Here is a 13,582-nt window from a genome sequence, read left to right on the forward strand (position 1 = left end):
CCGAATTCTCCGGGGCCGGGCGCCGGTATTTCGGCTATGAGCCGGGCGCTGCAGCCAGCCCGGCGTCTGCTTCCGAGGCGCCGGCGACCCAGATCACACGATCGTGTCTGACCACTCCATTCGGTTCTCGTGAACCGTTGGAGAGGACCATGACTGCTCGTCGCGCCACCGCAATAGTCGCCCTGACAGGTCTCGGCACGGTTGTCGCGTCCACCGGGGTGCTCGCCCACGAGGCATGGCTGCTGACGCCCGAGGAAATGATCGAGCTGTCCCGCGCACCATTGCCGACTCTCTTTTCCGCCCCGTTCCCCGCCTTTTTCATCGTCGTCGCGCTGGCCAGCATCGCCGCTGCCGCCGTCGTTCTCGAAACGCAATGGGCAACGATCGAGCAACGGCTCCTGGCGCCGATCGCAACCGCCGCCGCCGAGTGGGCGCCATTCATCCTGCGCCTCGGCCTCGCCATCATGCTGCTCACCGCCGGTCTCGCGCTCCTGCCCGCCCACGGCACGGCCATCGCCGAGGCGCCGACCCTCTTCGTGCCGGACATGCAGCTCCGTCTGCTCGATGGCTACTGGATCGTGCTCGCCCCCTTGCAGGTCCTGATCGGGCTCGGGCTCGCCTCGGGCTTTGCCACGCGCCTGATGGCCGCGCTTGTGATCGCGCTTTCGCTGCTCGGCCTGCTGCTCTTCGGCACGCCGTTCGTCAGCTATCTGCCGCACTTCGTTGCCCCGGCCGCTCTCATCCTGGTGGTCGGTTCGGGCCGGCTCGCGCTACTGCCGAGCGCGCCCGTGCGCCCGGCCTGGGTCGTCGACCTCGTTCACCGCCTGGCACTCGCGGCGACCGGTCTCGGCTTCGTCTGGCTGGCGCTCAGCTACAAGTTCCAGTCGCCGCAACTGCTGATGGCGATTCTGCGCTCGGGTGAGGTTCCGACCTTCGGCATGCCGCTCGACCTGGCCGCTCTCGTCATGGGTTCGGTCGAGTTGATCGCGGGTCTCGTCCTGGCCACGGGCCTCCTCGTTCGCCCCGTCTCGCTGGTCCTGGTCGGCGCCTTCACGTTCTTTGCGATCTCGCTCGGCGAATCCCCGCTGCTGCACGCCAACCTCTATGCCACGGCCTTCGTCTTCGCACTGGTCGGTCGCGGCTGGCCGCTCGCCGCGCCGCTGACCGCAGACCGCCAGTCCCGCGCATCGGTGTCGAACGGGCCCCTGGCACCGGCTGACGGCCGGGCCCGCGGTCCCTACGTGATCGGCACGCTCTCGCGCGGCATCTGAAGCTTTCGGGAAGGAGGAGCAGCCATGATCGAGCAGTCCGTGCAACTGGGCCTGCGGACACGCATCGCGCTCGCGGTTGCCGTCTTCGTGGTCTCGCTCGCGACCGTCGCCGGAGCACTCGCGACATTGGACGGCAAGCCCTCCCGGATCCTCTTCCAGCCGGTGCCGGCGGACGTCCCGGCCCCCGTGATCACCGCCGCGAGCGCCGAGCGCGAGGTCGACGGCAGCTGGACACTTCGCCTCGACGTCACGAACTTCGGGTTCCTGGCGATCTGCCGGCCGGCCGAGGAAGGACGCGTCGTCGGCCATGCCCATGTCTACAGCCGGGGCCGCAAGATCGCGACGGCTTTCGCCCCGATCATCTCCCTCGGCCGCCTGGCGCAGGGCCGCCACCGCCTGCTGGTGACGCTCCAGGCCACCGACCACCGTGCCTTCGTTACCAACGACGGCATGATCACCGCCGAGATCGAGGTCGACGTGCCGGCGTGACACCGTGGTGCGCCAGCGGTTGGTGGCTGTTCCACCCCTGCAAGACCGCGCCTGTTCAGGCGTCCGCCAGCTCGCGCTGCTTCTGCGCCAGCAATTTGCGCTGGTAGCGCCCCTGCACGATGTCGATCGCCACCAGCACGAAGATCGTGAAGTAGAACGTCGATTTGGCCATCGGCTCGATGGGATATCCGAAGAACTCGAGATGCCCGAGGTGACCGCCTTCCGAGAGCAGCATGATGCCGACGATGAAGAGGATGAAGAGCCCGAGGACCTCGTACATCCTGTTGCGCTTGAGGAATTCCGAAACGGTGTCGGCGAGATAGATCATCATCGCGCCGGAGATCACCACGGCCGTGGCCATCAGCCAGAAGTTCTTCGTCAGCGCCATCGCCGAGAGGATCGAGTCGAACGAGAAGATGAGGTTCATCGAGACGATCCAGAAGATCGCTCCGGGCACCGACCGCCGCGCCTTGCCATTGGTCTTGTCGATTTCCTCGACGGACAGCATGTGCGCGATTTCCTTGAAGGCGGTGTAGATGATGAAGACGCCCCCCGCGAGCACGATGAGGGCGTGGACCGTCAGCTCACCCTCGATGAAACCTGGCCAGGCGATGTGGGCGATCGGCGCCTGGAAGCTCGCGATGGCCGCCATGAGCACGAAGAGAAGGACGATCCGCAGCGCAATGGCGAGCGCGATGCCGACGCGCCTCACGTAGGCTTGGCGATCGACCGCCACGCGCTTCGATTCGATCGAAATATAGAGCAGGTTGTCGAAGCCGAGGACGGCCTGCAGCATCACCAGCATGGCGAGCGTGAATAGGTTCTCGATCGTGAACAGGTCGGCCAAGGTCGTCCCCCCTTCAATGGCATTTGCATGGATCGAGCGGCTCGCGTTGGTTGCGATGGCGCTTCGACGAGTTCGATGGATGCGGGCCGTTCGCGCGATCGCGCCGACGACGGACACCGCGTGCAGATTTCCCCCGAAACGTCTTTGCACCCGTTCGCCGGGCGAGGACAACATCGAATCTGGCGTACACACCCTTTTGCGCCGCACGGATCGATCTTGATGCAAAGCGCACCGACGCCCAGATCACCGCGATGACCAGCGCCGACGAGACCCTGCTGCGACTCTCCCCCAAGGCTTTCGCCGACGAGGCCGACCGTGCCTTCGCGGCCTTGCCCGAGCCATTTCGTGGGCTGGCCGCCGAGGTCGTCCTGCAGGTTGCCGAATGGCCGGACCGCGAGACGCTCGATGCCCTCGGGTTGGTCTCGCGCCACGACTTGCTTGGCCTCTACCATGGCATCAGCCGCGATCGGCGCAGCGTGGCCGCGAGTGGCGATCTGCCGGACGTCGTCTTCCTCTATCGTCAGCCGATCCTCGATTTCGCTTGGCACGAGGGCGAGTCCGTCGCCGCGGTCATCAACCACGTGCTGGTGCACGAGATCGGCCACCACTTCGGTCTCTCCGACGACGACATGGAGGCCATCGAGGAGGCGGACGAGCCCGGCCCATGAGCGGGGCATCGCACGAAGGCGTCACGCCGGGGCGGCACCGAGGCTTGCCCTATTGTGATTGTTAACGCTCATCGTGTAAGCATACGCCATGGACAGAGACCTTGCTGGATACGCGACGAGGCGAATTAGCGGCCCGGCTGCCTGAGGGCACCGGGAATGCCGCCGTCGTTTTTGTCCAGCTCGAGGTTGTTCGATGTCCGCATATTCGCTCCCCGGCGCTGCCGGGACAGAGCCCGTCCGCGATCGTGTTCGCGCGCTCTTTCATGTCACCGCCACTGCCGAACCCGGCACCTTGCCTCGTCTCGTCGAGCCCTTCGCCAAGATGGGGCTGGTGCCGACACGCCTGCATGCCTCGCGCGAGGATGGCGATGGCAGCTGGCAGTCCATCGATATGCGGATCGTCGGGGTGTCGCGCCACGAAGCCGAGCTGGTCGAGGCCATGCTGCGCCGCGTCGTCGGCGTCCGCCAGCTGATCGTGGTCACCGAGGACGCCTGAGGCCGTGGGTTGCGACCGGCCGGCGAGCGCGGGCAGGCGCCGTGTTCCCGTTGAATGCCCGTCGATGGCCGCACCATCGACACGCGTTCGCCAGGAACGGGCAACACAACGAAGATCGCCATGACGCCATAGTCCCTTTGCCGATCGAGGTCGCATGGGGCTATGGTGCAAGCGCCCGTTCCGCCGAATCGCTGGTTGCCCGATGACCAAACCTAGCTCGACGATCGTCCCAACGACGCCAGCGCGTTCGAGGCAGCGCGTGCTCGCCCTGGCCCTCGCGGGACTTCTGGCGGTGTGCCTCGGGCTCGGCCGGCCAGCCGTCGCCGAGGGGCCGACCGTCGAGGAATACCTCGCCCACGTCGGCGAGGAGGCCAGCGTCATCGCCTACGGCCAGGTCCGGATCGACGGCAAGCGCATGATCTGCGGTCGTCGGCCGACGGTGATCGACCCGACCCTCGACGACTACGCCGCCGCCTATCCGACGTTCCTCATCCTCAATCCGAAACGGATGGAAGGTTTGCCGACGGCGGTCAAACTCTGGATTTTCAGTCACGAATGCGGTCATCAGTTCCGCGGCCCGGACGAGGAGAGGGCCGATTGTTTCGCGGTCCAACGCGGTCGTCGTCAGGGCTGGCTCGACGAGACGGGGCTTGCTCAGATCTGCAGCTTCATCAAGCCGTCCGCAGGCTCGTCCATGCACTGGTCCGGTCCCAAGCGCTGCGAGATCATGCGCGCCTGCTTCGCCGATCCGACGATCCACTGACGCTGGCCAGCCCGCTGGCGCGGGTTGTCAACGCCGTGCGCGGAGCGGCTAAACTGGCGCAATGCCGGTCACCGACATCGCCACCCGCCTCGTTTCCCTTGCCGACAGCCTTCGGGGCTGGCTCGAGGCCCTCGCACGCATGGACGTCGAGCGCCGATTGCGCCTCGCGCGCTATTGCGACGGGATTGCCGACACCCTGGCGCGGGCCGGTGAAGCGCTCTCCAGCGGCTCGACCCGGCCGGCGCGCGCGATGCGTTCGGCGCGTCGCTCCCTCGAGCACGAACTCGGTCGCCTCGCCGGTCATGGCGAGGATGTCGCGCGCCTGATGCGCGGCCAGCTTGACGCGGCCAAGCTCGCCGTCCTTAAAAGGCGGGCAAAGTCGCTCATCGAGCTGACACGATCGCCGGACGCCCTCAGGGCGGACCCGCGCGGGATGGTCAGACTGCAGGAGGCGGAGGGCTATTTTCGCTCGCTCGCCGACCGCCTTCGGACCTGAGGCTCGGGGTGACGCGCGCAGGCCGCCGGCTCCGTCCGCTCGACGGGCCGCCTCGGGGAGAAGCCGAATGCAGAAGTTCACGACGTTGACAGGCGTTGCCGCCCCGCTCGAGATGATCAACGTCGACACCGACATGATCATCCCCAAGCAGTATCTGAAGACCATCAAGCGCACCGGCCTCGGCGGCGCCCTTTTTTCCGAGATGCGCTATGATGCCGATGGCGCCGAGGTCGCGGGTTTCGTGCTGAACCAGCCGGCCTATCGCAAGGCCGAAATCCTGGTGACGGGCGAGAACTTCGGCTGCGGCTCCAGTCGCGAGCACGCCCCCTGGGCGCTCCTCGACTTCGGCATCCGCTGCATCATCGCGCCCTCGTTCGCCGACATCTTCTTCAACAACTGCTTCAAGAACGGCATCCTGCCGATCAAGCTGCCGCAATCCGACGTCGACAAGCTGATGGACGATGCCCGGCGCGGTGCCAATGCGACCATCACGGTGGACCTCGAGGCCCAGGAAATTCGCGGACCCGACGGCGGCATTATCCGCTTCGACGTCGATCCCTTCCGCAAGCATTGCCTTCTCAACGGCCTGGACGACATCGGTCTCACCCTTCAGAAGGCCGATCGCATCGCCAGCTTCGAGGAAAAGGCCCGCCTTGCGCGGCCGTGGGCCTGAGCCGGGAGGTTCCGGACCGCGAACTGTCGGCCAAGTGATCTCCCGGCCTCGGCGGCCAGCGCTTTTCGCCTTGCCCGCTGACGGCCGCATCGCTATAGACCTCGTTCTCGTCGGGCCGTGGGTCCGGCGGCTCCGCCGTGGCGCCCGATTGCGCGGCATGGCGATTTCCCGAGGCGCCGCTTGGTCGGCTGCCGCAAGCGTCGGAGTGTAGCGCAGCCTGGTAGCGCACCTCGTTCGGGACGAGGGGGTCGCAGGTTCAAATCCTGCCACTCCGACCAATTTTTCAATGAGTTGGACCGCCGACGGCGGGATCGTGGAAACGAGTGCAGTGCGGTTCGCCCCGGCCGCTCGGCAAACGCTTTCGGGCCGGACGTTGCCCGGCCAGCCCTTGGCGTTTCAGCGCTTTTCTATCCGTTTCGGGCGTGCCTCGCGCGACCGTTCAGTGCGAGCCGCTGGTGGAGCCGCGACGCGCGCGCACACACTTACCGGTGGAGTTCGAGCGAACGTAACCCTGCTTGCATCCGCTCGCGGTGTTGCCAGCGGTCTGGGCGCCGGCGTTCGATGCCGGCGAGGAACCCGCCGCCAGATTGCTCGACGTGCCGCCCGGCACGCTCGTCGTCGTTCCAGATGCTGCGCTCTCTGCCTTGACGGAATGCGTTCCAAAGAACGCAGTCGCTCCGGCGACGACGAGTGTGAGGCCGCAGACGGCCACGATGAGTGAACGAGCCAGCATGGCGTGCTCCCGATCCGATTGACGATCCAATACGTCACCTCGATAGAGCACTCGAAACCGCGCCGCGAACCAAGCCTGCGCGATCGTTTCGTGAATTCGCGTGAACAGGTGCCAGGACATTGCTTGGCGACTGGCGGTCATTGCGCGCTCGCGGTATCGAGACCAGCAACGAAACAGGAGCTTGCCCGAGAATGGCGACGAACCCCCAACTGCCGCTCGATCGCGAGATGATCGTCGAATACGGCACTGCCGAAGAGCTGGCTCCAGCCGTGTTGCGCCTCGTTGCGGCCAACCCAGGTCCGATGACCTTCAAGGGGACGAATTCGTATCTCATCGGCCGCGAGAGCCTCGCCCTCGTCGATCCCGGTCCGGACGACGCGGCCCACGTCGAGGCGATCGTGCGTGCCGCCGCCGGGCGCCCGATCACGCACATCCTGGTTACGCATACGCACCGCGATCACATCGGCGGCCTCGAGCGCCTTCAGCACCTCACCGGTGCGCCGTCTTTGGCGATCGCCCCTTCGGTTTATGGTGCCGCGGACGCCGTGGTGACCTCGACCGGCCAGGCGCCCGCCGCCGGCGCTGGCGAACCGGCCGCCTCGGAAAAATCGATCCGTGAGGCGGCGCTCACGAGCTTCGTGCCGGACATCGGCCTTCGCGACGGCGAGCGTGTCGAGGCAGGCGATTGCGCGATCGAGGTGGTCCATACCCCCGGGCACACACCCGACCATGTCGCCTTCCGACTGCTGGAGGGGGGCATTCTTTTCACGGGCGACCACGTGATGGGCTGGAACACGACCGTGGTCATCCCGCCGGAAGGCCGCATGGCGCACTACATGGACTCGCTGGAGCGCCTCTACGCCGCCGACGCGGATCGCCTTTATCTCCCCGGGCACGGTGACGTCGTCCGCCAGCCCCGCCGGCTGGTCAAGGCCTTCCTGATGCATCGCAGGATGCGTGAAGCCGCCATTCTCGATGTGCTGGCAGAGGGGCCGGCGACTATCGATTCCGTGACTGCGCGTGTCCACCAAGGCCTGGCTGAAAACTTGATGGCGGCGGCGCGGCTGCAGGTTGAGGCGCAGCTGGAGTGGCTTTCGGAGCGGGGGCTGGCCGTCGAACTTCGGGTGCGCGGACAACCCTCGTCTTTTTCGGTGCCGCCGCGGCCGGCGTAGGCCGGGGCTGCGGCTTGGGCCGGGCTTGCTCGGCAGGTCTCGGAGTTGGCTTGGCTCTCGCGGCGGGCCGCGACTTGTCGATTGGTGCCGTCGCGCGAACGGGCAGCTCCGGCGTGCGCGAGCCGCGCTGCCGCGAGCCGAGGGGCGGCGAGGTCCGAGACGGCGGGAGCACCGTTGCGGCCTCGTCTTCGGTGATCTCGGCCGAATGCGCGACGAACGCGGAGGTCGTCGGGCTGAGCAGCGCGGTCGAACCGCTGCCGGTGTCGAGCCGGGCATTGAGCTGCTTGAGGAGCTCACGAACGCGAATGGCGTTGCGCCCGAAATCGTGTGAGCCGAACCGCGAGGCCGAGCGCACGTCGATCCGCGACCCTTCCTCGAGCGTGGTGACCCGCACGATGAGATCGTCGTCGAAGCCGAGAACCATCGTCTTGTCGACCGCTTCGATCACGCCGGCCCTTTCGTCGCCCGCGGGCGCGACCGCCGTGATGATCCTCAGCCCGCGCTTTTCCATGACATTGCGGGTGATTTCGAAGGCCTCGACGGCGGGCCGCAGCACTTTGATGGGCCGGATGTCGGGATAGGCTTCGGTCTGCAACTCGGCGATGTCGGAGCCACCATAGGTCGCGGGATTCGCCATCTTCGGGCGCGCGGCGAGCCGCACGAACTCGGGCGGCGTGGTGACGTCCGTCGTGATGTCGTTGATCTCCGGCAGCGCATAGTAGGCCGGCAAGACGGCTGCCGGCCAGGCGAGGAGCCCGATGCCGAGGAGCATCGCGAACACCGCCTGCGTGAGGCCGCCCATGCCCTCGCGCCAGATTCGCACGAAACTGACGAAGGCCATCAGCATGCCGAGCGCCGCGATCGCGAAGGCCAGCGCCGCGATGTTCAAGGCCACGGGCGTTGCGAGACCAGCGAACCGATGTAGCGCGATGGCAACTATGAGTAGTTGCACAGCAAAGAACGCCAGGCGCGCGGCCCAGTCGGCAAAAGAGCAGCGTTGCGTTCCAGTGAGCAGCATCGATTGGCTCGGATTGACTTGTATCTGCGGGGTCAGCTCTATCGAGTTGCAGGCGGCAAGACCCAGCATCTCACCAGCAACGAATCGATTTCTAACACATGGGCACAAATGAGTTTAGTGGTGTGGCCCGCTTATCGAGATGATGTGGCCTTGCTGCAAGATCAATTGCTTTGAAATTTGGCCGTCGGACGACTAACGATTGTGTCCAGGACAAGTTGCAGGATGACGAGGCCATGACCAACCCCAAACTCTCGAATGCCGACGTACGGGACATCGAGACGCTCATCCATCCCTACACCAATCTCGCGACGCACCGCGAGACCGGGCCGACCGTCCTCGACCGCGGGGAGGGTGTCTACGTTTACGACGACAAGGGGCGCAAGTACATCGAAGGGCTGGCCGGTCTCTGGTGCACCGCACTCGGCTACGGCAACGCCGAGTTGATCGAAGCCGCGCGCGAGCAGATGTCGAAGCTCGCCTACACCCACATCTTCGGCGGCAAGAGCCACGAGCCGGCGATCGCGGTTGCCGAGAAGCTCAAGGAGATTTCGCCCGCGCCGGCCTCCAAGGTACTTTTTTCGTCGTCCGGCTCGGAGGCCAACGACACACAGATCAAGTTGCTCTGGTATTACAACAATGCGCGGGGCAAGCCGGCCAAGAAGAAGATCATCTCGCGCGAGCGCGGCTACCACGGTGTCACGGTCGCCGCCGCCAGCTTGACCGGTCTCGGTCCGGTGCACATGGACTTCGACCTGCCGATGGCCCGTGTCCACCACACGCGCTGCCCGCATCATTATCGTCAGGCCGAGGCGGGCGAGAGCGAGGAGGCTTTCGCGAGCCGCTGCGCCGCTGAACTCGAGGCCCTCATCGAGCGCGAGGGGCCCGAGACCGTCGCCGCCTTCATCGCCGAGCCGGTGATGGGCGCGGGTGGCGTCGTGGTGCCGCCGGCGACCTACTTCGAGAAGGTCCAGGCAGTGCTCGCCAAGCACGACATCATGATGATCGCCGACGAGGTGATCTGCGGTTTCGGGCGCACCGGCAACATGTTCGGTTCCGAGACATTCGGCATAAAGCCTGACACCATCACAGTCGCCAAGGCGCTGACCTCCGCCTACGTCCCGCTCGGCGCCGTGACCATTTCCGAGCCGGTGTATCAGGCCATGCTCGATGAAAGTCGCAAGATCGGAACGTTCGGCCACGGCTACACCTACGCCGGCCACCCGGTCGGCTGCGCTGTGGCGCTCAAGACGCTCGAAATCTACGAGCGCGACAACATCGTCGGCCACGTCAAGGACGTCGCCAAGACCTTCCAGAAGCGCCTGCGGGCGCTCGCCGACCATCCGCTTGTCGGCGAGGCGCGCGGCGTCGGGCTGATCGGCGCGGTCGAACTCGTTGCCGACAAGAAGGCGAAGACCGCCTTCGATCCCAAGAAGGGCGTCGGCGGCAAGGCGGTTGCCATGTGCCAGCAGGAGGGCGTCATCCTGCGGGCCCTCATCGGCGATGCGCTGGCCTTCTGCCCGCCGCTGATCATCACACACGCCCAGATCGATGAGATGTTCGACAGTGTCGAGCGCGGCCTCGACAAGGTCCTCGACTGGGCCAAGGGCGAAAGGCTGCTCGCTGCCTGACGGGGGACCGCGACGGCGAGCCCTATTGCCTGCCCACCACACCCCAACACATCGGCCGGGCAATCCGGCCGATGCCGTTGTCGCCGGCCGTCAGCGCACCAGCACTTCGTAGTCTCGAACCGTGTGTTCGCGGCCGCCCCAGCCGATGTTGCACCCGCCGAATTGCGCGCGGACCTTGCCGGCATGGATGCCGCCATTGAAGAAGGCGCGGCACACGTAGAGCGGCTCGCCATCCTGTTCGTTACCGCCCTGCACCGCGTGCCGGGGCACATGGCCGCCCGCTGTCGGCCACCAACTGAACCCTGCGCCGGTCAGCACCCAGTATTGCGCGACCGTGTGTTCGCGGCCGCCCCAGCCGATGTTGCACCCGCCGAACTGCGCGCGGACCTTGCCGGCGTGGATTCCGCCGTTGAATTTCGCCGAGCAGACGAAGAGCCGCTCGCCGTTCGCCTCCCAGCCACCGACCACCGCCTCGGCGGTGGCATGCCCGCCGCTTGCCGGGGTCCAACCGTCAGCGGCCCCGGCCGTACCCGCTATGAGCGACACGATCGCGATGAGGCCCGCGGCCGATGCGGCCCGAAGGCCGTGACGGTCTTGCTTCGGCATATTCGTCTCCTCTTCGCTCGGGTTCGGCATCGGACATCGTATGTCGCTCCGGCCACCCGGTTCGGCAGGGCCGGTGCTTTCGGCTCCGCCGCGACTCGTATAGCCTTTCCGACGATCCAAGCGGCATCCCCAAGTTACGGGAAGGCATCACCGGTCGCGCGTTCGCCATTGCCGCCTCGTCCTTGCGGCACGGACACGAAGGGGGTGGGCCGAGCGGTGCAAGAGCATCTGGCGCGACAACGCTATCCGACACGCCTCGGGTGGATCGCGGATCCGCAGCCGGGTCGTTGTCGGTTGGTCCTGCCCCGTCTCCTCCTCGCGTTCATGGCGCTCGCGCTCGCAATGACCATGCCCCTACCAGGCTCGCGCGCCGAGGATCGCCCCCGACTGCGTATCGCCTCCTGGCATCTCGGTGGGCTCGCTCTCTCGATGCCCGACGGCACCGGCGGCCGAATGGCAAGACCGCAGGAGGATTTCGAACGTCTGGCGCAGGTTGCCGGCAAGCTCGACGCCGATGTCGTTGCATTGCAGGGCGTCTCCAACCTTCAGGCCCTGCGCCGGCTCTTTCCCGCGCGCACCCATCACGTCGTCTTCTCGCGCCAGGCGATCACCGACGTGCGCTCGTCGGGTGGTGCCGAAAGCGCGATCGGTGCGGACGACCTCGGTTACACGGCCATCGCCGTCCGGCGTTCCGAATTGATCCGGGCGATGCGCCAGCAGCACCTTCCCGAATTCGTCGATCAGGGCGCGGTGCGGGCCGGGCTGCGACCGCGCGCTGCGACCGCGCTCGAGGTGCGTTTTGCCGGTGAGACGGTGTGGGTTCTCTCGGCCGATCTCCTCGAAGGGTGCGAGCCGACGGTGTCCCCGACGGCGCCAGCCTGCACGGCGCTCTTGCGCCAGTCCGAACTCATCGCGGACTGGATGGGCCGCCGCGAGCGGGCCGGCATCGCCTATGTCGTTGCCGGCCGCCTCGCCCGACCGCTGCCGCCGCCCGGCGAGGTGCTCGACAGCCAGCGACATCCGCTCTGGGCCGCGTTGCACGGGGTGGGTGCCGAAGCGCCGCCGCAACCACCCCTGATGCCCTCCCGGATCGCGCCGCTGCCCGAAAAATTCGACGATCCCCTGTTGACCGTTTCGACGCCCGGCAAGGAGGTCCGCCTCCCGCAATTCAATCCGCCGAGCCGGGCCCCCAACGAGCGCCTTGCCGATCGTCTCGCGCGCGAGCGAGAGGCGATGCGTCAGGACGAAGCCGCGACGCCAGCGCCCGCGACCCCAGCTGCCGTCGGGTCGCCGCCGGTCGAAGAGAAGGAAAATGGACTCCTGGCCAGCGTGCTCGCCTTCCTCGGCGTGGCCGGCGAGACCGCTCCGGCAAGCGACACACCGCCCTCGGGCAACGGAGCGGAAATGGCCGAAGAGGCCGGCGAGACCGGACGCAACGATCGTCACTCGGAGATCGCACCCGACCGGTTCGCCCCGGCGGGCGCGGGGGGCGATATCGAATTGGATGGAAAACCGTCCGTCAAGACCGGCTTCGTCAGTTCGGTCGGGCCGCCGCCCGACGTCGCCGCCGCACGCGGTGTGATCGCCATTCCGCCTTTCGGAACGCCCGACGTCTGCCGCACGCGACGGCACGCGCCTGCGGAGACGTCAGAGCGAGGTACCGGCCGCGATCCCGACGAGTTCCTGGTGATCGGCCGCACGATGCCGGCGATTGCGAGCATCGCCAACTCGGCCTTGCTGAACTACGAAGTCCCGCAAGGCTGGACGCCTCCGCCGGTTGGCGCCGCCGCACCGCCCGTCGCGGATTGGGCGGCCCGCCTCCCCCGGCGCTGCCCCATCATGGTCGACCTCCTGGTCACACCGGCTCGCTGATCTCCGCGCCGACCTCGCGAGGGATTATAATCCTATCGGAGCGAACGGTCAGACGTGCTGACCGCCGTTGATGTGCAGTTCCGCGCCGTTGACGTAGCTCGAAGCGTCCGTGCAGAGGAAATAGATCGCCTTGGCGACCTCGGCCGGATCGCCCAGCCGGCGCATCGGAATCTGTTGCTCGACGATTTTTTCCGTCCCCGGAGAGAGAATGGATGTCTGGATTTCGCCCGGTGAGATCGAGTTGACGCGGATGCCGCGGCTGCCGAAATCGTGCGCCATCTCGCGCGTCAGCGCCGCGAGGGCGGCCTTCGATGTGGCATAGGCCGCTCCGGCGAACGGATGCACGCGGCTGCCGGCGATCGAGGTGACGTTGACCACGGCGCCCTGGGCGCGCTCCAGCTCGCTCATGAGGCCGCGTGCCAGCATGACGGACGAAAAGAAATTCACCTGGAATACGGTCATCCAGTCCTCGCGCGGCGTCTCGATGGTGCCGAGCCGGCTGCCGCCCGGTCCTTTCGGCGAGATCGCCGCGTTGTTGACGAGTGCATTGAGGCGTGAACCGTTCGCTTCGAGCCGTTCCTTCATGACGGTAATGGCGCGCTCGGTGTCCCCGGGGCTGGAGAGATCGACCTGGATATGGTCCTCGGGGCCGGCCTCCCACGGGCAGTTCTCGGGAAAGGGCTGGCGCGAGCACGAGATCACCCGCCAGCCGGCCGAGGAAAAGCGTTTCACCGTGGCATGGCCGATCCCGCGACTGGCCCCTGTGAGGATCAGCGTCTTGCGCGGCTCGTTGCTCTGACTAGGCATTATCGGTCCTCCATTGTCCGGCTGACGGGCCGGTCCGGGCCTT

Annotated in this window: 15 protein-coding genes and 1 tRNA gene; 11 read left to right on the forward strand and 5 right to left on the reverse strand. The window is 66.7% G+C overall.

Annotation, left to right across the window (positions count from 1 at the left end; all coding sequences use genetic code 11):
* The first annotated feature begins 149 nt into the window (after positions 1-149).
* Together GC150_03500 and GC150_03505 are read left to right on the forward strand one after the other, a co-directional pair.
* Entirely contained in the window at positions 150-1,271 is a 1,122-nt protein-coding gene (locus tag GC150_03500; protein MBI1383961.1) for a hypothetical protein, read from the forward strand.
* 24 nt (positions 1,272-1,295) lie between these two features.
* Positions 1,296-1,760, forward strand: a complete 465-nt coding sequence (locus GC150_03505; GenBank protein ID MBI1383962.1) for a hypothetical protein — start codon at positions 1,296-1,298, stop codon at positions 1,758-1,760.
* 55 nt (positions 1,761-1,815) lie between these two features.
* On the opposite strand, the gene GC150_03510 is transcribed toward GC150_03505, so the two are convergent.
* Positions 1,816-2,607 carry a tellurium resistance protein TerC gene (locus GC150_03510; GenBank protein ID MBI1383963.1) on the reverse strand — a complete coding sequence of 264 codons (792 nt, stop codon included), beginning with the start codon at positions 2,605-2,607 and terminating at the stop codon, positions 1,816-1,818.
* Positions 2,608-2,858: 251 nt separating this feature from the next.
* Between GC150_03510 and GC150_03515 the strand changes: the two genes are divergently transcribed.
* The 6 genes from GC150_03515 (at position 2,859) to GC150_03540 (ending at position 5,981) form a co-directional block, all read left to right on the forward strand.
* Entirely contained in the window at positions 2,859-3,275 is a 417-nt protein-coding gene (locus GC150_03515) for a hypothetical protein (protein ID MBI1383964.1), read from the forward strand.
* A gap of 193 nt (positions 3,276-3,468) precedes the next feature.
* Positions 3,469-3,771 carry a hypothetical protein gene (locus GC150_03520; protein MBI1383965.1) on the forward strand — a complete coding sequence of 101 codons (303 nt, stop codon included), beginning with the start codon at positions 3,469-3,471 and terminating at the stop codon, positions 3,769-3,771.
* Between the two features lie 259 nt (positions 3,772-4,030).
* Positions 4,031-4,534, forward strand: a complete 504-nt coding sequence (locus GC150_03525; GenBank protein MBI1383966.1) for a hypothetical protein — start codon at positions 4,031-4,033, stop codon at positions 4,532-4,534.
* 61 nt (positions 4,535-4,595) lie between these two features.
* Entirely contained in the window at positions 4,596-5,030 is a 435-nt protein-coding gene (locus tag GC150_03530; protein ID MBI1383967.1) for a hypothetical protein, read from the forward strand.
* Positions 5,031-5,097: 67 nt separating this feature from the next.
* Positions 5,098-5,703 carry a 3-isopropylmalate dehydratase small subunit gene (leuD, locus tag GC150_03535; GenBank protein ID MBI1383968.1) on the forward strand — a complete coding sequence of 202 codons (606 nt, stop codon included), beginning with the start codon at positions 5,098-5,100 and terminating at the stop codon, positions 5,701-5,703.
* Between the two features lie 201 nt (positions 5,704-5,904).
* Positions 5,905-5,981: transfer RNA gene (locus GC150_03540), tRNA-Pro, on the forward strand.
* 161 nt (positions 5,982-6,142) lie between these two features.
* Here the strand turns inward: GC150_03540 and GC150_03545 are convergent.
* Positions 6,143-6,436 carry a hypothetical protein gene (locus GC150_03545; GenBank protein MBI1383969.1) on the reverse strand — a complete coding sequence of 98 codons (294 nt, stop codon included), beginning with the start codon at positions 6,434-6,436 and terminating at the stop codon, positions 6,143-6,145.
* A gap of 227 nt (positions 6,437-6,663) precedes the next feature.
* Here GC150_03545 and GC150_03550 point away from each other — a divergent pair, with 227 nt between their 5' ends.
* Positions 6,664-7,608 (forward strand): MBL fold metallo-hydrolase, encoded by a 945-nt coding sequence (locus tag GC150_03550; GenBank protein ID MBI1383970.1) that lies wholly within the window; start codon positions 6,664-6,666, stop codon positions 7,606-7,608.
* Here the strand turns inward: GC150_03550 and GC150_03555 are convergent.
* Positions 7,436-8,695 carry a DUF1499 domain-containing protein gene (locus GC150_03555; protein MBI1383971.1) on the reverse strand — a complete coding sequence of 420 codons (1,260 nt, stop codon included), beginning with the start codon at positions 8,693-8,695 and terminating at the stop codon, positions 7,436-7,438. The two genes, GC150_03550 and GC150_03555, sit on opposite strands and share 173 nt — an antisense overlap.
* 164 nt (positions 8,696-8,859) lie before the next feature.
* Here GC150_03555 and GC150_03560 point away from each other — a divergent pair, with 164 nt between their 5' ends.
* Entirely contained in the window at positions 8,860-10,254 is a 1,395-nt protein-coding gene (locus GC150_03560) for an aminotransferase class III-fold pyridoxal phosphate-dependent enzyme (GenBank protein MBI1383972.1), read from the forward strand.
* 90 nt (positions 10,255-10,344) lie between these two features.
* Here GC150_03560 and GC150_03565 read toward each other — a convergent pair whose 3' ends face one another.
* Positions 10,345-10,890: a DUF3421 domain-containing protein gene (locus GC150_03565; GenBank protein ID MBI1383973.1), complete on the reverse strand. Its 546-nt coding sequence runs from the start codon at positions 10,888-10,890 to the stop codon at positions 10,345-10,347.
* 264 nt (positions 10,891-11,154) lie between these two features.
* Here GC150_03565 and GC150_03570 point away from each other — a divergent pair, with 264 nt between their 5' ends.
* Entirely contained in the window at positions 11,155-12,732 is a 1,578-nt protein-coding gene (locus tag GC150_03570; GenBank protein MBI1383974.1) for a hypothetical protein, read from the forward strand.
* A 48-nt stretch (positions 12,733-12,780) separates the two neighbouring features.
* On the opposite strand, the gene GC150_03575 is transcribed toward GC150_03570, so the two are convergent.
* Complete coding sequence (locus GC150_03575) at positions 12,781-13,539, reverse strand: SDR family oxidoreductase (protein MBI1383975.1); 759 nt, start codon at positions 13,537-13,539, stop codon at positions 12,781-12,783.
* Positions 13,540-13,582: the final 43 nt, after the last annotated feature.

It is taken from the genome of Hyphomicrobiales bacterium (genome assembly GCA_016125495.1).
Taxonomy (GTDB): domain Bacteria; phylum Pseudomonadota; class Alphaproteobacteria; order Rhizobiales; family RI-29; genus RI-29.

Excerpts from the sequence above, each read along its gene's own strand:
- GC150_03520 (MBI1383965.1), top strand. The coding sequence starts at position 3,469 with ATGTCCGCATATTCGCTCCCCGGCGCTGCCGGGACAGAGCCCGTCCGC.
- GC150_03500 (MBI1383961.1), top strand. The coding sequence starts at position 150 with ATGACTGCTCGTCGCGCCACCGCAATAGTCGCCCTGACAGGTCTCGGC.
- GC150_03505 (MBI1383962.1), top strand. The coding sequence starts at position 1,296 with ATGATCGAGCAGTCCGTGCAACTGGGCCTGCGGACACGCATCGCGCTC.
- GC150_03515 (MBI1383964.1), top strand. The coding sequence starts at position 2,859 with ATGACCAGCGCCGACGAGACCCTGCTGCGACTCTCCCCCAAGGCTTTC.
- GC150_03555 (MBI1383971.1), bottom strand. The coding sequence starts at position 8,695 with ATGCTGGGTCTTGCCGCCTGCAACTCGATAGAGCTGACCCCGCAGATA.
- GC150_03575 (MBI1383975.1), bottom strand. The coding sequence starts at position 13,539 with ATGCCTAGTCAGAGCAACGAGCCGCGCAAGACGCTGATCCTCACAGGG.
- GC150_03545 (MBI1383969.1), bottom strand. The coding sequence starts at position 6,436 with ATGCTGGCTCGTTCACTCATCGTGGCCGTCTGCGGCCTCACACTCGTC.
- GC150_03560 (MBI1383972.1), top strand. The coding sequence starts at position 8,860 with ATGACCAACCCCAAACTCTCGAATGCCGACGTACGGGACATCGAGACG.
- leuD (MBI1383968.1), top strand. The coding sequence starts at position 5,098 with ATGCAGAAGTTCACGACGTTGACAGGCGTTGCCGCCCCGCTCGAGATG.
- GC150_03530 (MBI1383967.1), top strand. The coding sequence starts at position 4,596 with ATGCCGGTCACCGACATCGCCACCCGCCTCGTTTCCCTTGCCGACAGC.
- GC150_03550 (MBI1383970.1), top strand. The coding sequence starts at position 6,664 with ATGATCGTCGAATACGGCACTGCCGAAGAGCTGGCTCCAGCCGTGTTG.
- GC150_03565 (MBI1383973.1), bottom strand. The coding sequence starts at position 10,890 with ATGCCGAACCCGAGCGAAGAGGAGACGAATATGCCGAAGCAAGACCGT.